The sequence below is a fragment of the Micromonospora sp. WMMD736 genome (assembly GCF_049179015.1).
Lineage (GTDB): Bacteria > Actinomycetota > Actinomycetes > Mycobacteriales > Micromonosporaceae > Micromonospora.
The window spans coordinates 3,493,021-3,515,701 of record NZ_JBMHMI010000001.1 but is presented as its reverse complement, the minus strand read 5'-3'; the positions used below and the strand labels follow the sequence as shown (position 1 = coordinate 3,515,701).

At 72.3% G+C, this 22,681-nt stretch carries 18 protein-coding genes and 3 pseudogenes; 9 read left to right on the top strand and 12 right to left on the bottom strand.

The window, feature by feature from the left end; translation table 11 throughout:
• Positions 1-58 precede the first annotated feature (58 nt).
• The 4 genes from galT to ACN269_RS15455 form a co-directional block, all read right to left on the bottom strand.
• Positions 59-1,135, bottom strand: a complete 1,077-nt coding sequence (galT, locus tag ACN269_RS15470) for a galactose-1-phosphate uridylyltransferase (RefSeq protein ID WP_421473113.1) — start codon at positions 1,133-1,135, stop codon at positions 59-61.
• Complete coding sequence (locus ACN269_RS15465) at positions 1,132-1,956, bottom strand: DeoR/GlpR family DNA-binding transcription regulator (protein ID WP_421473112.1); 825 nt, start codon at positions 1,954-1,956, stop codon at positions 1,132-1,134. Before ACN269_RS15465 ends, galT begins: the two co-directional genes overlap by 4 nt.
• Positions 1,957-2,067: 111 nt before the next feature.
• On the bottom strand, positions 2,068-3,597 hold the full coding sequence (gene cysC / locus ACN269_RS15460; RefSeq protein WP_421473111.1) for an adenylyl-sulfate kinase: 1,530 nt from the start codon (positions 3,595-3,597) through the stop codon (positions 2,068-2,070).
• 87 nt (positions 3,598-3,684) lie between these two features.
• Complete coding sequence (locus ACN269_RS15455; protein WP_421473110.1) at positions 3,685-5,199, bottom strand: glycosyltransferase family 2 protein; 1,515 nt, start codon at positions 5,197-5,199, stop codon at positions 3,685-3,687.
• A 273-nt stretch (positions 5,200-5,472) separates the two neighbouring features.
• Here ACN269_RS15455 and ACN269_RS15450 point away from each other — a divergent pair, with 273 nt between their 5' ends.
• The 5 genes from ACN269_RS15450 (at position 5,473) to ACN269_RS15430 (ending at position 9,708) form a co-directional block, all read left to right on the top strand.
• Positions 5,473-6,387: an ABC transporter ATP-binding protein gene (locus tag ACN269_RS15450; RefSeq protein ID WP_421473109.1), complete on the top strand. Its 915-nt coding sequence runs from the start codon at positions 5,473-5,475 to the stop codon at positions 6,385-6,387.
• Positions 6,380-7,285 carry an ABC transporter permease gene (locus ACN269_RS15445; protein WP_421473108.1) on the top strand — a complete coding sequence of 302 codons (906 nt, stop codon included), beginning with the start codon at positions 6,380-6,382 and terminating at the stop codon, positions 7,283-7,285. Before ACN269_RS15450 ends, ACN269_RS15445 begins: the two co-directional genes overlap by 8 nt.
• Entirely contained in the window at positions 7,285-8,199 is a 915-nt protein-coding gene (locus tag ACN269_RS15440) for an ABC transporter ATP-binding protein (RefSeq protein ID WP_421473107.1), read from the top strand. Before ACN269_RS15445 ends, ACN269_RS15440 begins: the two co-directional genes overlap by 1 nt.
• 68 nt (positions 8,200-8,267) lie before the next feature.
• Entirely contained in the window at positions 8,268-8,978 is a 711-nt protein-coding gene (locus tag ACN269_RS15435; protein ID WP_421473106.1) for an ABC transporter permease subunit, read from the top strand.
• A gap of 85 nt (positions 8,979-9,063) precedes the next feature.
• Complete coding sequence (locus tag ACN269_RS15430) at positions 9,064-9,708, top strand: hypothetical protein (protein WP_421473105.1); 645 nt, start codon at positions 9,064-9,066, stop codon at positions 9,706-9,708.
• 47 nt (positions 9,709-9,755) lie between these two features.
• On the opposite strand, the gene valS is transcribed toward ACN269_RS15430, so the two are convergent.
• From valS to ACN269_RS15400, 6 genes and pseudogenes are all read right to left on the bottom strand, one after another.
• Positions 9,756-12,320 carry a valine--tRNA ligase gene (gene valS, locus ACN269_RS15425; RefSeq protein WP_421473104.1) on the bottom strand — a complete coding sequence of 855 codons (2,565 nt, stop codon included), beginning with the start codon at positions 12,318-12,320 and terminating at the stop codon, positions 9,756-9,758.
• 79 nt (positions 12,321-12,399) lie between these two features.
• Positions 12,400-14,280 carry an ABC transporter ATP-binding protein gene (locus ACN269_RS15420; RefSeq protein WP_421473103.1) on the bottom strand — a complete coding sequence of 627 codons (1,881 nt, stop codon included), beginning with the start codon at positions 14,278-14,280 and terminating at the stop codon, positions 12,400-12,402.
• Positions 14,277-16,205, bottom strand: a complete 1,929-nt coding sequence (locus ACN269_RS15415; protein ID WP_421473102.1) for an ABC transporter ATP-binding protein — start codon at positions 16,203-16,205, stop codon at positions 14,277-14,279. Before ACN269_RS15415 ends, ACN269_RS15420 begins: the two co-directional genes overlap by 4 nt.
• Positions 16,206-16,242: 37 nt before the next feature.
• Positions 16,243-16,752, bottom strand: coding sequence for a methylated-DNA--[protein]-cysteine S-methyltransferase (locus ACN269_RS15410; protein WP_421473101.1), 510 nt, complete (start codon positions 16,750-16,752; stop codon positions 16,243-16,245).
• Positions 16,749-17,111, bottom strand: a pseudogene (locus tag ACN269_RS15405) (DNA-3-methyladenine glycosylase family protein); the annotation flags it as partial. The gene ACN269_RS15410 and the pseudogene ACN269_RS15405, both read right to left, overlap by 4 nt.
• Before the next feature lie 87 nt (positions 17,112-17,198).
• Positions 17,199-18,221, bottom strand: a pseudogene (locus ACN269_RS15400) (bifunctional transcriptional activator/DNA repair enzyme AdaA); the annotation flags it as partial.
• A 240-nt stretch (positions 18,222-18,461) separates the two neighbouring features.
• Between ACN269_RS15400 and ACN269_RS15395 the strand changes: the two are divergent.
• A pseudogene (locus tag ACN269_RS15395) lies at positions 18,462-18,887 on the top strand (hypothetical protein); the annotation flags it as partial.
• 370 nt (positions 18,888-19,257) lie between these two features.
• Positions 19,258-19,992, top strand: coding sequence for a Type 1 glutamine amidotransferase-like domain-containing protein (locus ACN269_RS15390; RefSeq protein WP_421473100.1), 735 nt, complete (start codon positions 19,258-19,260; stop codon positions 19,990-19,992).
• A 7-nt stretch (positions 19,993-19,999) separates the two neighbouring features.
• On the opposite strand, the gene ACN269_RS15385 is transcribed toward ACN269_RS15390, so the two are convergent.
• Complete coding sequence (locus ACN269_RS15385) at positions 20,000-20,335, bottom strand: hypothetical protein (RefSeq protein ID WP_421473099.1); 336 nt, start codon at positions 20,333-20,335, stop codon at positions 20,000-20,002.
• 109 nt (positions 20,336-20,444) lie between these two features.
• On the opposite strand from ACN269_RS15385, the gene ychF reads away from it, so the two are divergent.
• Positions 20,445-21,530: a redox-regulated ATPase YchF gene (gene ychF / locus ACN269_RS15380; protein ID WP_421473098.1), complete on the top strand. Its 1,086-nt coding sequence runs from the start codon at positions 20,445-20,447 to the stop codon at positions 21,528-21,530.
• Between the two features lie 112 nt (positions 21,531-21,642).
• Here the strand turns inward: ychF and ACN269_RS15375 are convergent, their stop codons facing one another.
• Positions 21,643-21,927, bottom strand: a complete 285-nt coding sequence (locus ACN269_RS15375) for a hypothetical protein (protein WP_421473097.1) — start codon at positions 21,925-21,927, stop codon at positions 21,643-21,645.
• 93 nt (positions 21,928-22,020) lie between these two features.
• Between ACN269_RS15375 and ACN269_RS15370 the strand changes: the two genes are divergently transcribed.
• On the top strand, positions 22,021-22,419 hold the full coding sequence (locus ACN269_RS15370) for a CPCC family cysteine-rich protein (RefSeq protein WP_421473096.1): 399 nt from the start codon (positions 22,021-22,023) through the stop codon (positions 22,417-22,419).
• The last annotated feature ends 262 nt before the right edge of the window (positions 22,420-22,681 follow it).

Sequence of the window (22,681 nt, the reverse complement as noted above, 5' to 3'; positions counted from 1 at the left end):
ACGCTCACTGGCGCTCGCCGCCGGGGTTCACGGCGACGTGCCGCACTCGGGGGAACGGTCAGGCGGCGCGCAGCAGTTCGGCGGCGCGTTCGGGGGAGATGTCGTTGATGAAGACACCCATGCCCGACTCGGAACCGGCCAGGTACTTCAGCTTGTCCTTGGCCCGTCGGATGCTGAAGAGCTGAAGGTGCAGGTGGCCCAGCTCGCGGTCGATCCGCACCGGCGCCTGCTGCCACGACGCGATGTAGGGCATCGGCATGTCGAACAGGCTGTCGAAGCGGCGCAGCAGGTCCAGGTAGAGCGGCCCGAAGGCGTCCCGCTCGCTGTCGTTCAGGGCCGGGATGTCCGGTACCACGCGCCGCGGCGCGAGGTGCACCTCGAACGGCCAGCGGGCTGCCGCCGGCACGAACGCCGTCCAGTGCTCGTTCTCGGTGACGACCCGGTCGCCGGTGGCGCGCTCGGCGGCCAGCACGTCCGCGTACAGGTTGCCCCCGCCGGTGCGCTCGGCGTGCCGGCGTGCCGCGGCGAGCAACGCCCGGGTGCGCGGCGTCACGAAGGGGTACGCGTAGATCTGCCCGTGCGGGTGGTGCAGTGTGACACCGATCTCGACACCCCGGTTCTCGAAGCAGAAGATCTGCTCCACCCCGGGCAGTTCGCCGAGCACCTCGGTCCGGTCGGCGAGCGCGTCCAGCACGGTGCGCACCCGGCGCGGCGGGAGGCTGGCGAAGGAGGCGTTGTGGTCGGAGGTGAAGCAGACCACCTCGCACCGTCCCTGGCCCGGTCGCACCTGCGTGAAGGGGGTGATTTCGCCGGGCTCGTCGACGACCCGGCCGCTGAACGAGGGAAACCGGTTCTCGAAGACCACGACGTCGTATTCCGGTGCGGGGATCTCGGTCAGCCGGTCGCCCTCGGACGGGTCGAGCGGGCACTCGTTCGCCGGCGGGAGGAACGTACGGGTCTGCCGGTGCACGGCCACCGCCACCCACTCGTCGGTCAACGGGTCGTAGCGCAGTTGCGACGCGGGTGGCGGCGGCGGCAGGTCACGGCGGTCCGGCTGGTCGCGGACGGCGTCCTCGTTCTCGTCGAAGTAGATCAGTTCCCGGCCGTCGGCCAGGTTGATCGCGGTGCGCTTCACGGCGCCGTCCCCTCACTCGTCGGCGTGCGCGTCGCGCGGCCCGCCGTCGTCGCCTTAACCATGATCAATTGGCCCACCTGTTCGCCGAGTACCCGTCGCGCGGTCGGAGGCAACGCCTCGTCGCTGACCAGTACGTGGGCTGCCGTCAGCTCGACGATCGAGGAGATGCCGACCGTGCCCCACTTCGTGTGGTCGGCGAGCACCACCAGTTGGTCCGCCGCGGCGACCAGCGCCCGGTTGATCTCGGCTTCCATCAGGTTCGGGGTGGTGAAGCCGGCCCGCTCGGTGATGCCGTGGACACCCAGGAAGAGCAGATCGAGGTGCAGCCGGCGGACGGCCCCGACCGCGAGCGGGCCGACCAGCGCGTCCGACGGCGTCCGGACGCCGCCGGTGAGCACCACCGTCTGGTCGGACCGACCCCCGGCGTGCAGGATCTCGGCCACCGGCAGCGAGTTGGTCACCACGGTCAGACCGGGAACCTCCACCAGCCTGCGGGCCAGTTCGGCGGTGGTGGTGCCGGCGGAGAGGGCGACCGCCGCGCCGGGCCGGACCAGTGCCGCCGCCCGGTCCGCGATGGCGGCCTTCTCCGGCAGTTGCCGGACGGACTTGGCGTGGAAGCCGGGCTCGTCGGTCGAGCTGGTGCCGGCCGCGGTCGCCCCGCCGTGCACCTTGGCCAGCAGGCCGCGCTCGTGCAGCGTCTCCAGATCACGCCGGATGGTCATGTCGGAGACGCCGAACTCGGTCGCCAGGTCGGTCACCCGGACACCGCCGGTGGCGCGGACCCGATCGAGGATGGCTGACTGCCGCTGCCGTGCGAGCATCCGCCGTGCCTCCCAGGGGTCCACGTACTCTCACGCGGTCGAACGTGTTCCAACAAAGATGAACACTAGCGCGTGCCCGGAACCGGCGGAAGGAAAGGGGCGGAGCGACGGTCAGGCGGACTGGATCTTCAACTCCACCCAGCCGGTCTCGGTCAGGTGATCGAGTACGGCCTGCACCGCCTCCGCGATGCTCATGCGGGAGGTGTCCAGCACCAGGTCCGCGTCCGTCGGCTCCTCGTACGGGTCGTCGATGCCGGTCATCCCGGTCAGCAGACCAGCGCGGGCCCGCGCGTACAGGCCCTTGCGGTCCCGTTGCTCGCACACCTCGAGCGGTGTGGCGACGTGCACCAGCACGAAGCCCGCCCCGGCGGCCAGGGCCATCTCCCGTGCCGTCGCACGGGCCGCGGCGTACGGAGCGATCGGGCAGCAGATGCCCATACCGTGATGCCGGGCGATCTCGGCCGCCACCCACCCGATCCGGCGGACGTTGAGATCCCGGTCGGTCTTGCTGAAGGTCAACCCGGCGGAGAGTTCCCGGCGCACCACGTCGCCGTCGAGGAGGGTCACCGACCGGTCGCCGTTCTCCCGCAACGCGTCGGCCAGCCCTCGGGCGATGGTGGACTTGCCGGACCCGGAGAGGCCGGTCAGGAACACCACGAGCCCCCGGTGCCGGCGCGGTGGCCGGGCCCGGGCCAATTCCTTCGCCACCGCCGGCGGGGTGTGCCACTCGGGCAGGGGAAAGCCTCGGTCGAGCAGATCGTCGATCTCGTCCTGGGTGAGCGCGAGACGCCGGTTACGCGGCGGGATGTCCTCCCGCCAGCGCCACTGCCCGTCCCGGTTGTCGTACGCCAGCTCGCGCGGCACCAGCACCCGTAGGCCCGCCCCGGAGAGCATCTCCCCGGTGGAGAGCAGGTGGGTGACCCCGTACGCGGCCGAGACGCGGGCCCGCAGCAGCGCGTCGCTGATCTCGTCGCGGCGGTGCGACAACGGCACCGCCACCAGGGTGGCCGGGGGCATCCGGTCGCGGGCGGCGAAGATCGTACGCACCAGCGCCTCGGGTGCGAGCCCACCGACCCCGCCCTCGCCGACCGGGATCATCACCAGCAGATGGGCGGCCAGGGTACGGGCGGCGTGCGCGATCTGGGCGAGCTGCGGCCGGTGCAGCGGACGGTCGGCGATGACCCCGAGCACCCGGCCCGGGGGAAGCAGCGCCCGCACCTCCTCGGGGCTGCGTCGCAACCGCTGGAACGGGCCGTGAGCGCCGTCGCCGAGCCGCCGGAGCGGGCCACCCAGGCCCGCGACGCCCTCGCGTACCGGCCAGACGTCCGCCACGTCGAGGGCGGCTGCCGGCGCGCCCTCGGCGTCGGTCAGCACCAGAACCCGGCGGGTCTCGTCGCGCGGGTCGAAGCCCTGCGCCAACGCGGCCGGCACCTGCAGGGTCACCGGCACCTGCCACGGCGTGCCGTCGGCCAGCCGGCCGCGTCGGCTCACCGACACCAGGTCGGCACGGGTCATGAAGCCGGTCAGGGGGGCGTACGCGCCGGTCAGCAGCAGCTCCAGATCCGCGAGCTCACCGGGACGCGGCGTATACGCCGGCGCGTCCCGGAGCACCTCGTCGGGCAGCACCCAGCCGTTGCTCATTCACACCCCCCACTCGCTGACGGCACACAGTTTCGCAGCCGACCGCCGTTCGGTCGAGGCCGCCACTCCACGACGTGAGCGGTCGGGTCAGCGACGGACCCGGCGTCCCACCGCCGACCGCAGCCAGTTCCAGACCTTCCGCTCGTCACGGATCCGCGGCGTCGCGCCGTCGGCCGGGCAGATGAAGAGCAGCGGCAGCCGGGCGTCCTCGGTCCATCCGGCGTTGGTGATCCGTGCCTTGAGGAACCACTTACCCCGCGTACGACCGCCGTTGAGGGCCCGGAAGTCGATCGTGGTGGTGGCGCGCTGCACCAGATGGACGGTGTCGGCGTCGCCGGGCGCGGCGACCCGCTCGATCTGGAACTTCACCGGCAGGAAGATCTCGTCACCGGTCTCCCGGCGGCGGGCGACCACGTCCAGGCGAGCCTTACGGACCTGCGCGGTGGAGTCGAGCACGTCGGCGGAGATCTCGTCGACCGGGAGCACCAGCACGTCGCGTTCGCCGTCGGCGCGGAAGCCGATCGGCTGGTCCGCGGAGCGCAGCTCGGCCGCCACGCTCACCGTGACGGTGTGCTCGTTCGGCTCCAGCGCCTCGATCCTGGTGTGCCCGGCGATGCCCGACTCCCACTTGGCCAGCCGCCGCAGGTCCGCGACCCGTCCCCGTTCGACCAGGTACGCCACGGCCCGTTGCAGCGGTGGCAGGCCGGCCGCGACCCCGGGAGCGAACCGCTCCTGGATGATTTTCTGGGCTTCGGCGGCGACCTGCGCCACCCAGTCCTCGGGCGCCTCCAGGAGCCGCTTACCGCGCAGCCGGTTGATCATTTCGTTGCGCAGCCACCGCCGGTGCAGCCGGTCGCGCAGCGGCCCCGGCTCGGTGTGGGCGGTGACGACGTCGAGCGCGTCGCGCACGCTCGCGAAGTAGCTCGCCGGCTCCAGCCGGGCCGCGGTGACGTTCTTGGCGTCGGGCCGCTGGGTGTGGTGGTAGCAGGTGTAGTCGGACAGCACGCAGGTGCGGCGGGACGCGAAGTAGGCGCGTACGACGAACGAATGGTCCTCGAGCCGCCGCTTGCCGCCCTCCGGGAACCGCAGCTTGTGCTCGTCGAGGAAGGTGCGGCGGAACAGCTTGTGACAGGTCAGGCTGTCGATCAGCGGCGCGTTCTCCAGGGTGGCGTCGAAGCGGTTCTTGCGGAACAACTCCCGGGGCACACCGCGCCCGTGCCCGGCCATCTTCCCGATCACCAGGTCCGCGTCGTACTTCTTCGCGCAGTCGTAGAGCCGTTCCAGCGCCTGGTCGGCGAACCAGTCGTCGTCGTCGGCGAAGAACACGTACTCGCCTCGGGCCCGCTCGATCCCGACGTTGCGCGGGCGCGACGGCCAGCCCGAATTCTCGATGTGTACGACCTGGATGTGCGGGTGCTTGGCGGCCAGCTGGTCCAGCCGCGCGCCCGTGCCGTCGGTGGACCCGTCGTCGACGAAGATCGCCTCGAACTCGTCGGCGGGTAACGACTGGCGTAGCAGCGAGGCCACCAGCTTCTCGATGTGCGGGCCGCAGTTGTACGCGGGCACCACGACACTGACCTTGGGGACGCCAACCTCGACCATCACGATCCTTCCCGCGTCGGCGGTCGAATATCCCCCGGAACACTGCCCGGTGAACGGGAAGTGAATCGTGCCACCCCGGAGTGGACTTTCCGGCGGCGGGGTCCGGGTGAGCGCAGGACCGGCGCAAACGTTCACCGGACCACGGGGTCCGACTCCGCCTCGGCCGGACCGCCCCGATGGAACAGACCCTAGGGGTGCGGCGCCGCGAGGATCAGGGGAGCGCCGGGGGCGCGCCGGTGTCGACCTGGGGCATCGACTCCCTACGCTGGCCTGGTGACACTGATCGCGACCCAGTCGCTCACCAAGACGTACGGAGGTCGGGTCACCGCGCTCACCGATCTCACCGTCGCCGTCGAGCCCGGGATCATCGGCCTGGTGGGGGCGAACGGCGCCGGCAAATCCACCTTGATCAAGATTCTGCTCGGCCTGATCGCCCCGACCAGCGGGAAGGTGTCGGTGCTCGGCATCGACCCGACCGCCGAACCGGCGGCGGTCCGCGCCCGCGTCGGCTACATGCCCGAGCACGACTGCCTGCCACCCGACCTGTCCGCCGCCGAGCTGGTCACCCACCTCGGGCGGATCAGTGGCCTGCCGCGCACGGTGGCCCGCGAGCGCGCCTCCGAGGCGCTGCGGCACGTCGGGCTCTACGAGGAGCGCTACCGGCCGGTGGGCGGCTACTCCACCGGCATGAAGCAGCGGGTCAAGCTGGCCCAGGCGCTGGTGCACGACCCCGACCTGCTGTTGCTGGACGAGCCGACGAACGGTCTGGACCCGGCCGGGCGGGACGCCATGCTGGCGTTGGTGCACCGGATCGGCACCGAGTTCGGCATCTCCGTCCTGGTGTGCTCGCACCTGCTGGGCGAGGTGGAGCGGATCTGCGACACGCTGATCGCCATCGACGGTGGCCGGCTGCTGCGCGCCGACCACATCTCCGCGATGACCTCGGCCACCGACGTGCTGGCCGTCGAGGTCAGCGAGGGCACCGAGGAGCTGGCCGCCCGACTCGCCGCGCTCGACCTGCCGGTGGCGCGCGACGGTCGGCTGCTGCTGGTGCCGCTCGCCGACGACAGCACCTACGACCTGATCCTCGGCGCGGTCGCCGAACTGGACCTGCCGCTGCACCGGCTGGACCAGCGCCGGCACCGGGTGGCCGAACTCTTCGCCACGAGGGAGCTCACCCATGCCTGAGCCGTCATCCGCCGTCCGGTCCGCGCCGGCCGGCGTCATCCACGACATCGGCTACCAGCGCTACGAGGGCCCCCGCCTGGGCCGCCGGCACGTCTTCGGCGCGCTCTACCTGCACGGGCTGCGGACCATCTTCGGGCTCGGCCGCAGCGCCAAGGCCAAGATCTTCCCGTGGCTGGTGATCGGCATCGTCACCCTGGTCGCGGTGGCCCTGGCCGCCGTACGTAGCCAACTCGGTGAACCGGTCGCCACGTACGCCCAGTTCGCCGACGCGATGAGCTGGCTGGTCCTGTTCTTCGTCGCGGTGGCCGCGCCGGAGCTGGTCTCCCGCGACCTGCGCAGTGGTGTGCTGCCGCTCTACTTCTCCCGCCCGCTGCCCCGCGCCGACTACGCGATCGCCAAGCTGCTGGCGCTGGTCACCGGCCTCTGGCTGTTGCTCGGCGGGCCGCAACTGATCATGTTCCTGGGTGCCGCGTTCACCACCAAGGACGGCCTGAAGGGCGTCTGGAACGAGCTGCTCGACCTGCTTCCGGGCCTGCTCTACGCCGGGCTGTGGGCGGTGGTCTTCGCCTCGGTGGGGTTGCTCGTCGCGTCGCTGACCGGCAAGCGCGCGTTCGCCGCCGGTGGGGTGGTCGCCGTCTTCCTGATGACCACCCCGATCGTCGGCACGCTGAGCATCCTGCCGTCGCGGACGGCCAACGAACTGGCCGGGCTCGCCTCGCCCTCCACCCTGGTCCAGGGGGTGGGCATCTGGTCGCTCGGTGACCTGCTGGTCCCCGACAACCAGGGCGGTGGCCCGTCGATCGGCGGGTTCGGCCCGGTCTACGCCTTGGTCGCGGTGCTGCTGGTCGTCGGCGCGACCACCCTCCTGCTGGCCCGCTACCGGAAGGTCGCCTCCTGATGAGCAGCACGCTGAGCCTGACCGGGGTGTCCCGGTGGTACGGCAACGTGGTGGCCGTCAACGACATCAGCATGACCCTCGGCCCAGGGGTCACCGGCCTGCTCGGCCCGAACGGCGCCGGCAAGACCACGCTGCTGCACATGATGGCCGGATTCCTCGCCCCGTCGCGCGGCACGGTGACCCTCGACGACGAGCCGACCTGGCGGAACCCCGGCGTCTACCGCCGGCTGGGCCTGGTCAGCGAGCGGGAGGCGGTGCAGAGCTTCCTCACCGCGTACGAGTTCGTGCTCGCCAGCGCCAAGCTGCACCGACTGACCGACCCGGCGGCGGCGGCGCGACGCGCCATCGACCTGGTGGAGCTGGAGTCGGCGCAGGACCGTCGGATCGGCACGTACTCCAAGGGCATGCGGCAGCGCGCGCGGGTGGCCGCGGCGCTGGTGCACGACCCGCAGGTCCTGCTGCTCGACGAGCCGTTCAACGGGATGGACCCGCGTCAGCGGCTGCACATGATGGAGCTGCTGCACTCCCTCGGCGACTCCGGCCGGACGATCCTGTTCAGCTCGCACATCCTGGAGGAGGTCGAGCAGGTCTCCGGCACGGTGCAGGTGATGGTGGCGGGCCGGCTGGCCGCCTCCGGCGACTTCCGGACCATCCGTCGGCTCATGACCAACCGGCCGCACGTCTTCGCGGTGCGCTCCACCGACGACCGGGCGCTGGCCGTCGCCCTGATCGCCGAACCGTCGGTGAGTGGCGTCGAGCTGGACCGCGCCGGCCTGACCGTGCGCGCCGGCGACTACGGCGCCTTCACCCGGGCGCTACCCCGGATCGCCCTGCGCCAGGGCATCCGGGTGCGTCAGTTGGTGCCGTCCGACGAGTCCCTGGAGAGCGTCTTCTCCTACCTGGTGGAGGCCTGACGTGAGTGCGAGGAGTAAACGAGCGCAGCGAGTGAGCCCCGCAGTCACGAACGAAAGAGGCTGAGAACATGTCGACCATTACCTGGATCACCGCGCGCGGGCTGTTCGGCCGGCGCCGGTTCCTGCTGCTGCTCCCGCTGCCGCTGGTGCTGCTCGGCCTGGCCGTCCTCTGCCGTTCGCTGGGTGTGGACCCCCGCCAGTGGGGCCCGCCGGTGCTGGTCGGCCTCGGCCTGGCGGTGGTGCTGCCGGTGGTGGCCCTGATCATCGGCACGGGCGTGCTGGGCGCGGAGATCGACGACGGCACGGTCGTGCACATCCTCACCAAGCCGCTACCGCGCTGGCAGATCGTGCTGCCGAAGCTCGCGGTCGCGACCGGGGTCACCGCGGCCACCGTCGCGGTGCCGCTCTACGTCGCGGGCGTGCTCGCCGATTCGGTACGCCTCGGACTGGCGCTCGCCGCCGCGTCCGCGCTCGGCGCGCTGGCGTACTCGGCGCTGTTCCTCGCGCTCAGCCTCGTCACCCGGCGTCCGGTGCTGCTCGGCCTGGTCTACGTGCTGATCTGGGAGGGGCTGCTGGGCAACTTCGTCAGCGGCACGAAGGTGCTCTCCATCCAGCAGTACGTGATCGCCCTCGCCGACCGACTCGCCCCCAGCGGGCTGCTGGAGACCACCGTCTCGGTGCCGGTGGCCGGCGTGATGACCGCGCTGGTGAGCGTCGGCTTCACCGTGCTGGCGATCGACCGCCTGCGCTCGTTCAGCGTGGCCGGCGAGACGAGCTGAGGCGTGCGGAGTCCGGCCAGCCCTCCGGCGACGGGTAGGGCTGGCCGGATGGACCGGGCGGGTCCCACCGGCGAGGCTGGTGGACGTGACTGTCGAAGCGGAGCGCAGACCCTTGGCTGACCCGTACTCCCGCAGCAGCCGGCCGTGGTTGATCAGCCTGGCCGCTGCCGGCCTGGCGTCCGCGACGGTCGCGACGGCCGCCCAGGGCAGCGGCCGGTTCCACTGGTGGGCCGGCTTCATCCTGATCCCGGCCGCGCTGATCGCGGCCAGCGGCGGGCCGCTGCTGGCCCGTGGTGGTGGTCGCGCCTTCGCCGGGTACGTCGTCGCCTCCGTCGGGGCGCTGGCGTTCGTGGTGGGCGCGCTGCTGATGTTCGGTGCGATGGGTAGGGGCTGGCCACTGCTGGTGGTGCTGCCCTGCCTGGCGGTGGCCGGCACGTACGGCTGGCGGGCGGGCCACCCGCTGGCCCGTGGCCTGCACCGCGTGGTGGCGCTGCTCGCGCTGACCGGCGCGCTGGTCGGGGTGACCCTGCAACTGCTCCACGTCCGGGTGATCCACCTCGGGACGGGCTGGTGGGGCGCGTTCATGATGCTGGCCGGGGTCATCGTGCTGGGCAACGCGGTCGAGTTGGCCCGGCACCGGATCCCGTACCGGCTCCAGGCGATCACCCTGCTGGTCGGGCCCTCCGTGGTGGCCTTCCTGCTCGGCCTGCGCTTCCTGCGCGGCTGGTGACGGCCGGTCCGCCGCCGCCCCCGGGGGGTGGGCGGCGGCGGACCCGGTCAGAACGCGCAGGCGATCACGAGCTCCGGGGTGCGGTCGGGGAGCAGGTCGAGCTTGCCGATCCGGCCGGCTGCCCGCAGGTCGTCGGCGACCAGGGTGAGCTGCTCCAGCAGCGCCGCCGGGCCCAGTGCCTCGGCCAGCGGCACCTCCGCCTTCATCGACAGTTTCCGCTCCGACTTGGCCCGCCGCACCTGGCCCAACGCGTCCCCGGCCAGCCGCAGCAGCGCGGGCTCGCCCGTTCCCTCGATCGCTCGGGCCACCTCGTAGGTGGTGGGCCAGGGCGCGCGGTGCACCGACCCGTACCGCCACCACGACCAGATCTCCTCGGTGACGTACGGCAGCACGGGGGCGAACAGCCGCAACTGCACCGACAGCGCCGAGGCCAACGCGGCGCGAGCCGAGTCGGCAGCCGCTCCGGTGCCGTACGCCCGTTCCTTCACCAACTCGATGTAGTCGTCGCAGAACCGCCAGAAGAACGCCTCGGTCACCTGGAGGGCGGCCGTGTGGTCGTACCCGTCGAAGGCCGTGCTCGCGGCGCTGACCACCGTGCCCAGTTCGGCGAGCATGGCCCGGTCGAGCGGGGCCGTCGCCGACGCGCGCAGCGCGTCCGCGGCGCCCAGGCCGAGCGCGAACTTCGACGCGTTGAGCAGTTTGGTGGCCAGCCGACGGCCGACCTTGATCTGCGCCGGGTCGAAGGCCAGGTCCATGCCGGGCTTGCCGCTGGCCGCCCAGTAGCGCACCGCGTCCGAGCCGTGCTGCTCCAGTAGCGCGAGCGGGGTGACCACGTTCCCCTTGGACTTGGCCATCTTCTTGTGGTCCGGGTCGAGGATCCAGCCCGACAGCACGGTGTCCCGCCAGGGCAGCACCCCGTGCTCGAAGTGCGAACGGATCACCGTGTCGAAGAGCCAGGTCCGGATGATCTCCTGCCCCTGGGGGCGGAGGTCCATCGGGAAGACCCGCGCGAACAGCTCCGGGTCGATCTCCCAGCCGCCGACGATCTGCGGCGTCAACGACGAGGTGGCCCAGGTGTCCAGCACGTCCGGGTCGCCGACGAAGCCGCCCGGCCGCCCGCGCTGCGACTCGTCGAAACCGGGCGCCGGGTCGGTGGACGGGTCGACCGGCAGCGCCGACTCGTCCGGCGTGAGAGGGTGGGACCAGTCCGGCTCGCCAGTGTCGTCGAGCCGGTACCACACCGGCACCGGCACTCCGAAGAAGCGCTGCCGGCTGACCAGCCAGTCGCCGGTCAGGCCACCCACCCAGTTGTCGTAGCGGTGTTTCATGTGCGCCGGCACCCAGTGCAGCTCCGCGCCCCGGGCCAGCAGCGTCGCCCGCAGGTCGGCGTCCCGTCCGCCGTTGCGCAGGTACCACTGGCGCGTCGAGACGATCTCCAGTGGCCGGTCGCCCCGTTCGTAGAACTTCACCGGGTGGGTCACCGGACGCGGCTCGCCGACCAGGCCACCCGCGTCGGCCAGCATTGCGACGATCTCCCGGCGCGCGCCGTTGACGGTCTGCCCGGCCAGCGCCGCGTACGGACCCGAGGGCACCCCGGCCGGTGGCTCCGGCAGCAGACGCCCGTCCCGACCGATCACCACACGGGTGTCCAACCTCAGCTCACGCCACCAGGTCACGTCGGCGAGGTCGCCGAACGTACAGACCATCGCGATGCCGGTGCCCTTCGCGGGATCGGCGAGCGGGTGGGCGCGCACCGGCACCTCGACGTCGAACAGCGGGCTGCGCACGGTCGCGTCCACCAGATCGGTGTACCGCTCGTCGTCCGGGTGGCAGACCAGCGCGACGCAGGCCGGCAGCAGCTCCGGCCGGGTGGTGTCGATGAGCACCTCGCGCCCCCCGGGCCCGGCGAACCGCAGCCGGTGGTACGCGCCGGGACGTTCCCGATCCTCCAACTCGGCCTGGGCGACCGCGGTGGCGAAGCCGACGTCCCACAGGGTCGGCGCCTCCGCCTGGTACGCCTCACCCCGGCGCAGGTTGCGCACGAACGCCCGCTGGCTGGTGGCGCGGGCCACCCGGCCGATCGTCGTGTACGTCAGGGACCAGTCCACCGAGAGCCCGAGTCGCCGCCAGAGGGACTCGAAGATCTGCTCGTCGGCGACCGTCAGCCGCTCGCACAGCTCGATGAAGTTGCGCCGCGAGATCGGGGTCGGGTCACGGCGCGCGGCGTCGTCGACCGGGGTGGCCGGCGGTCGCCACACCGGGTCGTACGCCAACGCCGGGTCGCAGCGCACCCCGTACACGTTCTGCACCCGACGCTCGGTGGGCAGCCCGTTGTCGTCCCAGCCGATCGGGTAGAAGACCGCCCTGCCCCGCATCCGCTGGTAGCGGGCGACGGTGTCGGTGTGCGTGTACGAGAACACGTGGCCCATGTGCAGCTCGCCCGATACGGTCGGCGGCGGGGTGTCGATGGAGTACACGTCCTTCCGCTCCCGGGAACGGTCGAACGCGTACGTGCCCTCCTCCTGCCAGCGCTGCGCCCAGCGCTCCTCGAGCCCGTCCAGACTGGGACGCTCGGGAACGCCGGCGCGGGCCGTCCTCGCCGTATCGGTCATCTGCCGATCGTAGGCATCGGCCGGGTGCGGAACCACGCAGTTGCCGATCGCCGTCGCCGTTGGTCGGCCGGCGCGTGGCTCAGACGAGCGAGTCGCGCCACTGCCGGTGCAGGGCCGCGTACCGGCCGCCGGACGCGGCGAGCACGGCCGGCGAGCCGTCCTCCACGACCCGCCCGCCGTCGACGACCAGCACCCGGTCCGCGGTCTCCACTGTGGAGAGCCGGTGTGCGATCACCAGCGCCGTCCGGTCCCGCAGGATGGTGCCGAGTGCGCGCTGCACCAGCCGTTCCGTCGGCACGTCCAGCGACGATGTGGCCTCGTCGAGAATCAGTACGGTCGGGTCGGCGAGGAACGCCCGGGCGAACGCGACCAGTTGTCGCTGGCCGGCGGAGAGCCGGCCGCCGCGTCGGTGCACCTGCGTGGCGTACCCGTCGGGCAACGCCGCGATGAACTCGTGTGCGCCGATCGCCTGGGCGGCGGCCCGTACCTCGGCATCGTCGGCACCCGGTCGGCCGAACCGGATGTTGTCCGCCACCGTGCCGCTGAACAGGTGGTTCTCCTGCGTCACGAGCACCACGGCGCGGCGCAGGTCGGCGTCGCACACCGCGCGCAGGTCGATCCCGTCCAGCAGGACCGTGCCGGCGTCCGGGTCGTGGAACCGGGCCACCAGCTTGGCGATCGTCGACTTGCCCGCGCCGGTCGGCCCGATCAGCGCGACCGTCTGTCCGGCGGGCACCCGCAGGTCCAGTCCGGCGAGGATGGGGGTGTTCGCGCGGTAGCCGAACGAGACGCCCCGGAAGGTCAGCTCGCCGTGGCCGGGCCCGCGCGGCAGCGGCACCGGCCGGGCCGGCTCGGCGACGCCGGGCCGCTCGTCGAGCACCCCGGCCAGCTTCTCCAGCGCCGCCGTCGCCGACTGCAACGAGTTGTAGAACTGGCTCAACTCCTGCATCGGCTCGAAGAAGCGGCGCAGGTAGAGCAGGAACGCGGCGAGCACACCGATCTCGGTCCGCCCACCGAGGACCCGCCATCCGCCGTAGCAGAGCACGACCGCGACCGTGAGGTTGCCGATCAACTTGATCGCCGGCGAGTACGTGGCGATCAGCCGGAACGCGTGCAGGCTCGTACGTCGGTAGTCGTCCCCGAGCGTCACGAAGATCCGCTGGTTGCGCGGCTCCCGACGGAACGTCTGCACCGCCCGGATGCCCCGCATCGACTCGACGAAGTGCACGATCACCAGCGCGACGGCCTCCCTCGTCCGACGGTAGGCGGTGGCCGAAGCCCGGGCGAACCAGCGGGAGAGCCAGAACAGGAACGGGAACGCGAGCAGGGTCACCGCAGCCAGTGGCAGGTCCAGCCAGAGCAGGATGGCGGCCACCGACAGGATCGACAGCGCGGCGAGCACCAGGCTGTCGATCCCCCCGTCGACCAACTCGGCGATGCTGTCCAGGTCGCTGGTGAGGCGGGACACCATCCGACCCGACGTGTACCGCTCGTGAAAGCCCACCGACAGCCGCAGGAAGTGCCCGAACACCCGCTGCCGCAGGTCCAGCAGGACGGCCTGGCCGATGCGGGCGGAGAGGGTCAGGAAGCCTCGGCGGGCCGCGTACTCCGTCCCGGCAGCGGCGGCGAACGCCCCGGCCACGGCGACCAGTCCGGTGGCGTCTCCGGCGCGCAGCGGAGCGATGGCGCGGTCGATGCCGACCATGACCAGGTACGGGCCGGCCATCGCGGCGGCGTTCTGTGCGAGCAGCAGACCGACGGCGGCGGCGAGCCGCCCCCGGTGCGGGCGCAGCAGATCGGCCAGCAGGGCCCGGCTGTGCCGGCGCAGCCGGGCGACGGCCTCCGGGGTGTTCGCCTCGGCCCGACTCCGATCGGCCTCCGGGTCGGTGGCCGTCCCCCGCCAGCGGCTCAGCTCCGGCTCCCCAGCGGGAGACGGGTCGGCCTGCTCCGGGGACGTCACGAGCGCACCAGCCCCCAGCCGCCCGAGGTGGACGCGCCGGGTCCCGTCGGCCCGACGCTCCCGGGCCCGGTCCCGGCCCGGTGGACGGCGGCGGCCGGTTGCGCGGGCGGTGCTCCGGCGGCTCCCGGCTGCGCCTGCTGCCTGGGCCCCGGCTCGGCGGCGAGCAACGCCCGGTAGGCGGGCACCGTGGCGAGCAGTTCCGAGTGCCGGCCGATCGCGGCGATCCGTCCACCGTCGAGCAGGGCGACGCGGTCGGCCAGCGCGATCGTCGACGGCCGGTGCACCACCAGCAGCGCGGTGCTGGCCCGCAGCACCTGCCTTAGTGCCCCCTCCACCAGCGCCTCGGTGTGCACGTCCAGGGCGGACAGCGGGTCGTCGAGCACCAGCAGCGCCGGACGACCGAGCACCGCCCGCGCCAGGGCCAACCGCTGCCGCTGGCCACCGGAGAGGGACAACCCCTGCTCACCCACGCGGGTGGCCAGACCCCACGGCAGGTCGTACGCGAAATCGGCCTGTGCCAGCGCGAGGGCCGCGCGGACCTCGTCGTCGTCGGCGTCCGGGCGGCCCAGGGTGAGGTTCTCCCACACCGACATGGAGAAGAGGGTGGGCTCCTCGAACGCCACCCCGACCAGCCGGCGCAGCGAAGCCAGCCGCAGGTCGCGCAGGTCGTGCCCGTCGAGGGTGATCCGGCCGCCGGTCACCTCGTGCAGTCGGGGGACCAGCGAGAGCAGGGTGCTCTTGCCGCAGCCGGTGGCACCGACCAGGGCCAGCGTCTCGCCCGGCTCGATGGTCAGGTCGATCTCGTGCAGGACGCCGGTGGTCGTGCCCGGGTAGCGGAAGGCGACCCGTTCGAAGCGGAGCCGGCCCTGGACCGCGTCGCGGCTCAGGGTGAGCGCGTCGGGAGCGTCCACGATCTGCGGTGGAGTGTCCAGCACCTCCTGGATCCGGTCGGCGGCGGTGGCCGCCTCCTGCCCGTTGGCGATGATCCAGCCCAGCGACTGCACCGGCCAGATGAGCATCAGTTGGAGGCTGGCGAACGCCACCAGTTCCCCGATCGTGAGCGCGCCCCGCGCGGCGGCGGCGGCCCCGGCGACCAGCACCACACCCAGCGTCAGGTTGGGCACCAGGTCGAGCAGCGCCGCCGTGTTCGCCAGCAGCCTGCCCTTGCCCACGCCGGTGTCGTGCAGTGTCCGGGCCCCGTCGGCGAAGCGGGCGGCCAGCTCGGGCCCCCGCCCGTACGCCTTCATGGTGCGCAGGCCCTGCGCGGTCTCCTCGACCAGCGTCGCCACGTCGCCCTGCTGGTCCTGCATCCGTCGGGACGCGGTGTGGTAGTGCCGACCGAACCGGCGGGCGATCAGCAGCAGCGGTACGGCGCTGGCCGCGACCAGCAGGCCGAGCGCCGCGTGCAGGTGGATCAGCAGCAGCACCACCACCACGTAGGTGGTCAGGTTGAGCACCAGGAAGAAGACACCGAACGACAGGAACCGGCGGATCACCGACAGGTCGCTGGTGATCCGGGAGAGCAGCTGGCCGGACTGCCAGCGGTCGTGGAAGCTGGCCGGCAGCCGTTGCAGGTGCGCGTAGATGTCGGCGCGCAGCGCCGCCTCCATGCCCACCGCCGAGGACGACTGCACCCACCGGCGGATGAAGATGAGCACCGCCTCGACCACGCCGAGCAGCAGCGCCAGAGCACCGAGCTGGAGCAGGCCCGCAGGCTCGTGACGGGCCACCGGCCCGTCCACCACGCGCTGCACCACCAGGGGTACGGCGATGCCGGCGGCCGTGCCGGCCAGCCCCGCGACCAGCAGCCAGGCGAACTCGGCGGCGTACGGGCGCAGGTAGCGGCGCAGCCGCCAGAGGTTGTGCACGGGGTGGCGGCCCGCGGCGACCGGGGCGGCCCGGTCGCCGTCGCTCTCCACAGGCACTACCCGACGGTAGCGTCATTGGGTGCCCGCGTAGTTGTCAGCTTGCCGTCAACCGCCGCTCATGACCGAGAAGCCACTTCTTCACGTCCAGCCCCCAGCGGTAGCCACCGAGGCTCCCGTCGGTACGCAGCACCCGGTGGCAGGGCACGAAGAGCGCCGCGGCGTTACGCGCGCAGGCGGCCGCCGCGGCCCGTACCGCGGGTGGCCGACCGGCCAGCGCCGCGTACCCGGTGTAGGTGACCGGCGCTCCCGGCGGCACGTCCCGCAGCACCTGCCAGGCGTACGCCATGAACTCGCCGCCGGTGTGCTGCCGTACCGGCACCGAGTCGATGGCGGTGAGATCTCCGTCCAGGTAGGACCGGACGGCCACGGTGGTCGGCCCGAGGTCGGCGCGTTGCCGTACCGGCGCTCGCAGGCTCGGGTGGATCAGGGGCGGCAGCGCTGCCGGGTCGGGGGTGAAGCCGGCCGCCAGGACCTGACCGTCACGGTCGGCGAGGATGCTCAGCGGACCGGTCGGGGTGGTCAGGACGGTGCTGTCGATGCTCATGCCGCTCTCCAGAGTCTGATCGTGGCGTAGGACCGCCAGGGGCGCCACCGTTCGGCGTGCGCGTCGAGGGTCCTGTCGGGTAGGCCGAGCGCTGCTGCGCCCCGGCGGATCGCGAGGTCGCTGTGGAGGAGGACGTCGGGGTCGCCGAGGGCGCGCATGGCGAGGTAGTCGGCGGTCCACGGCCCGATCCCGGGCAGCGCGAGCAGCCGTCGCCTGGTCTCCGCCCGGTCACCGCCCGGCGCGAGGTCCAGATGTCCGTCCACCAGGGCACGGGCGAGCCCGCGAATGGTCTCCCGCCGCCGCACCGGCATCCCGAACCCCGCATCCGGAATCCCCAAAACCTCCTCCGCGGTGAGGAACCCCCGCAGGTCATCGCGTTGATCATGAAGTTGTTGTCGCGACACGCCGTCGTCGGTGGCAACAACTTCATGATCGACGCCGGAGGCCAGTAGGCGGGTCAGGGTGGTTCTCGCGGAGCGGACGGAGACCTGTTGGCCGACGATCGCGCGGACGGCCATCTCGAAACCGTCGACCGCCCGGGGGACGCGGATGCCCGGCTCGGCCGCCACCACCGGGGCCAGGGCCGGGTCCGCCGCCAGCGTGGCATCGACCGCCTCCGGGTCCGCGTCGAGGTCGAGCAGACGCCGGCAGCGGGCCACCGCCGGCGCGAGGTCGCGCAGGTCGGTCAGGCGCAGCGCCGCCACCACGTGCCCGTCCGCCGGGGTCAGGGCCACCTGGCCGGGACCGTGGGGTAACCGCAAACCCCGGCGGTACGTCCCGTCGCGTACCTCCTCGACCCCGGGCAGCGCCCGCACGGCGAGGAAGTCCAGCAGTGCGGAGGCGTGCAGCGGCGGACGGTACGCCAGCCGGAGCGTGATCGTCCCCGCCCCGATCGCCGCCAGCTGCCGCCCGCGAGCGGTCCGTAGCTCCGAGGGGGCGCTCGCGTACACCTCGCGGACCGTGTCGTTGAACTGCCGCACGCTGCCGAAGCCGGCGGCGAACGCGATCTCGGCCATCCCCAGCCCGGTCGTCTCGATGAGGATCCGGGCGGTCTGCGCACGTTGGGCCCGGGCCAGCGCGAGCGGCCCGGCCCCCATCTCGGCGCGCAGCATCCGGTGCAGGTGCCGCTCGGTGTAGCCCAGTCGGGCAGCCAGCCCCGGTACGCCGTCCCGGTCGACCACCCCGTCGGCGATCAGCCGCATCGCCCGGCCCACCACGTCGGCGCGGACGTCCCACTGGGGCGAGCCGGGCGCGGCGTCCGGCCGGCAGCGGCGGCAGGCGCGCAACCCGGCGCCCTGGGCGGCGGCGGCCGACGGGTAGAACCGGACGTTCTGCCGCTTCGGGGTGACCGCCGGGCAGGACGGCCGGCAGTAGATCCCGGTCGACGTCACGCCGGTGTAGAACCAGCCGTCGAACCTCTGGTCGCGACTGTCCACCGCCCGGTAGCACCGTTCGAAGTCCATCTCCACGCCACCGATGATGCCCCGCTGCTCAAGCCCTCGGCTGGCGGGAATCGGACCCGACCGTACCCAGCCGGGCCCAGCCCGGGCTGCCTCCCGCTGATCAAGAGGTTCGCGTCACGACACGCCGTGCCCGTGACGCGAACCTCTTGATCAGCAGGGCGGGGAGGCGGGCGCGGGAGATTTCCGCCCGGAAGTGTCGGTCGTCCCGGGTAACGTCTCGCCACCAACTCAAGAAGGGGGGCGGCGATGGCGAGCGTTGCGGGTTGGGTGGCGGCGTCGACACACGGCTCGATTCCGCCGTTACCCCGCGCCGTGGCACAGTCCTTCTACCGCCGGATGCGGGCCGTCGCGCCGGCCGCCGTCGGCGCCATCGAACGGGACCGCTCCGCTTACGAGGCGGAGCCGTTCGCCGACACCGCCTGCGGCCGGCTGGTCCGGTCGCTCGACGAGTCCGGTCTGCGGGCGCTCGGCATGTGGACGCATCACTGGTGCATGCGCTTCTACGACGACGACACGAGCGTCGGCCGGCGGCTGATCGGGGAGATCGCGGCCCGGCCCGGCCTCGGCTGGACGGCGGACGAGGTGCGCTGGATGCTGCGCGAGTCGATCGCCGCAGGCCCGGCGGCAGCGGACCGGTTCACCCTGCCCCGTGCCGCGGGCGCGCAACTGCCCGCGTCCGAGCGGCCGTTCGACGACCTGCCCGCCGAGATCGAGCCTCCTGCCGAAGGCGCGACGGCGAGGCGCCCGCCCGATGCGCAGGCGTCACCTTCGGGCGCGTCGAGCGTCACCGCCGCCGACCCGGCCAGCGCGCGTCCCGCCCTCATTCCCCGCCAACGCCGCGCCGGTTGAGCGGGTTTACCCGACCCCCCACGCCGGCCGAGCGGGTCGATCGACGCCGCGCCGGCCCAGCCGGCTGGTCGGACGCCGCGCCGGCCCATCGACGGAAGATCGGGCAGGTCGACGCGCCCGAGTGCGGACAGCCCTTGGCCAATGATCGACTACGGCAGGATGGACGGCAGAGCCACCGACGGAAGGACCGCTCATGCCCGCCAGCGAACCCACCATCCTCGCCACCAGCATGGGCTTCTTCCGTGGCGATCGGGGGCCGTCCGACCTGCGTCCCGGCCCGATCTTCGAGCTGGCCGCCGAGCTGGCCGAGGCCGGTCCGCAGCCACGGATCTGCTACCTCGGGCAGGCCGTCGGTGACCAGCCGACCTCCTTCGCCGCTGCCTACGGGGCGTTCGCCGGCACGCGGTTCCGGTTGTCGCACCTGGCGCTGTTCCCGATGCCGAACGTCGACGACGTCCGAGCCCACCTGCTCGCACAGGATGTGATCTGGGTCGGCGGCGGCAGCGTCGCCAATCTCGTCGCGGTCTGGCGGGCGCACGGGCTGGACGAGATCCTGCACGAGTGCTGGCAGGCCGGCGTGGTGTTGGCCGGCGTCTCGGCCGGCTCGATCTGCTGGCACGTGGGCGGTGCCACCGACAGCTTCGGACCCCGTCTGCGGGGCTACACGCAGGCGTTGGGTTGGCTGCCGTACGGCAACGGCGTGCACTACGACAGCGAGAGTCAGCGCCGGCCACTGATGCACGAGCTGGTCGGCGACGGGACGTTGCCGACCAGCCACTGCACCGACGACGGCGTCGGCCTGGTCTACCGGGGGAGCCGGCTGGTCGAGGCGGTCGCAGACCGCGAGGGCGTCTCGGCGTACGAGGTGAGCCGTGGCGCCGACGGCAGTGTGCGGGAGACGGTCATCGCGCCCCGCCTGCTCCGCTGAGCGCCGATCAGACCCGGTCCTCGAACGCGGCGCACACGGTCGCCCGTACCTGCGGCCCCTCGATTGCCCGCAGCAGCTCCCGGGCGAGGGCGATCTGCCGCGCCTCGTCGATCGACCGGTCCATCGGCGTCACCTCCACCCGCCACCGGAAGTAGAGGTAGTCGTCCTCGTCGGCGGCGGCGAGCCGCGGGTCGGCGTCCTCGTTGGTGTTGATCTCCAGCAGGTTGCCCCGGACGTCGACGGAGTCCCGGCGGTAGGGCGTGGCGTCGGGGAGCCGGGCGCGGATCAGGTCGAGCAGCTCCGCCGCCGTCAGCGGGCCGTCGACCATGATGAGGAACTGCACGTCTGCCACCTTGGCAGACGCGCCTGTGCGCGACCAGGGGAGAAGTCCGGTCGGCGGAATCGGAGCCGCGTGGACCGGCCTGTGCGGCACCGGCGTAAGCTGGCTCGTCGTGAGTCTCACCATCGGCATCGTCGGCCTGCCCAACGTCGGCAAGAGCACGCTGTTCAACGCGTTGACCAAGAACGACGTGCTGGCGGCGAACTACCCGTTCGCCACCATCGAGCCCAACGTCGGCGTGGTCGGGCTGCCCGACGAGCGGCTGGACAAGCTGGCCGAGATCTTCTCCTCGCAGAAGGTGCTGCCGGCCCCGGTGTCGTTCGTCGACATCGCCGGCCTGGTGCGCGGCGCGTCGAAGGGGCAGGGGCGGGGCAACGCGTTCCTGGCCAACATCCGCGACGCCTCCGCCATCTGCCAGGTGGTCCGGGCCTTCTCCGACCCGAACGTGGTGCACGTCGACGGCAAGGTCTCGCCGGCCGACGACATCGAGACGATCAACACCGAGCTGATCCTCGCCGACCTGCAGACCCTGGACAAGGCGCTGCCCCGGTTGGAGAAGGAGGCCAAGCTCCGCAAGGACCGGGCCGCCGCGGTCGCCGCCGCGAAGCAGGCCATCGAGGTGCTCGACGGCGGCACCACCCTCTACTCCGGGGCCGCCGCCGCGAAGATCGAGCTGGAGCACCTGCGCGAGCTGCACCTGCTCACCACCAAGCCGTTCCTGTACGTCTTCAACGTCGACGAGGCCGAGCTCGCCAACGAGGCGTTCCTCGACGAACTGCGTGCCCTGGTCGCCCCCGCCGAGGCCGTCTTCATGGACGCCAAGATCGAATCCGAGCTGGTGGACCTGCCCGAGGAGGAGGCCCGCGAGCTGCTGGAGTCGATCGGCCAGAACGAGCCCGGCCTCAACCAGCTCGTCCGCGTCGGCTTCCGTACGCTCGGGCTCCAGACGTACCTCACGGCCGGCCCCAAGGAGGCCCGGGCCTGGACCGTCCCGATCGGCGCGACCGCGCCGGAGGCCGCGGGTGTCATCCACAGCGACTTTCAGCGCGGCTTCATCAAGGCCGAGGTGGTCTCCTACGGCGACCTCGTCGATGCCGGATCGATGGCGGCGGCCAAGGCGGCGGGCAAGGTCCGCATCGAGGGCAAGGAGTACGTCATGCAGGACGGCGACGTCGTGGAGTTCCGCTTCAACGTCTGAATCCGACCCGTTGGGGCAGGTCAGGGCCTTGGACTGTTGGTCTGGGGCACGCCGGGGGCACAACGCCACGCTTCATCGACCGCGCGGCGGGTGCGTTCCTCCGAGTCGGGCATCAGGTGCCCGCAGGGCGACAGGACCAGGGTGGCGTTTTCGTGCCCCAGCCGCTCGGCGACACGATGACCGACTCACCCTGCATCAGAAGGACTGAGGCGTAGTGGTGCCGCAGGTCGTGACTCGTGGTGCCTTTCGGTAGTCCGGCCCGCTCGACGGCCGCTGAGAAGATCAGCGAGCCGTAGTAGTCGTGCCGGTAAGGGCCGGCGAATCGGGTCGTGAAGAGCGTGCGGTCGTCGGCCGGCGGGAAGTCGGCGGTGTGCGCGCGGAGAGCGTCAGCGACCACCTGGGGAAGCGGGACGGTCCGGCGCGATCGGCGGGTTGCGTTTCTGTGCTGAGCTCGATACTTGAACTGGATCGACAGCGATAGGTGCAGATGATGGACGAGCATGCCAGTAAGCAGGAGGGGCCGTCCGCAGAAGAACTCGCGAGCCGTACAAGGTGGTTTGAGCAGTACGTCGAGACGTTGAACCAGCGATCTGTAGTGGCTAAAGCGGGTGGCGAACCGTACGCATGCCCCTGCTGCCGGCACCCGACGCTTGAGGGGCGAGGTCAGTTCGAGATCTGCTTCGCCTGCGGCTGGGAGGACGACGGGCAGGATGACGAAGACGCCGACATGGTGCGAGGCGGCCCCAACGGTTCGCTCAGTCTGACGGATGCCCGGCGTGCCTACGCCGAACGGCCGGTCAGCCTGGCGGATGCGCGGCGTGCTTATGCCGAGCGACAAGGCCGTTGGGAAGAGCGCAGACGCCGCCGATCAGCCCCCGAGACGACCTGACGTGATCGGATCGCACGCCCGTCGCCTCGGCGCTCTCGCGGAGTGTCACCCAGGCCCGGAGGGCCGCCGCAGAACGACAGGGACGTTGACCGGTGAGGGTTGGGCCAGCAGCCGGCCGGGCCGCGCGGCCAGCAGCCCGCGCGGCGCAGGGGAGCGCACGCCGGCCGCGTCGGCGAGCTGGGGGCGGTCGCGGGGTTGCGGTTACTGCGCCTCCGGCGGGGGCGCTCCGGCTCCAGGATGCCGGGACTTCGTCGGCGGGTCG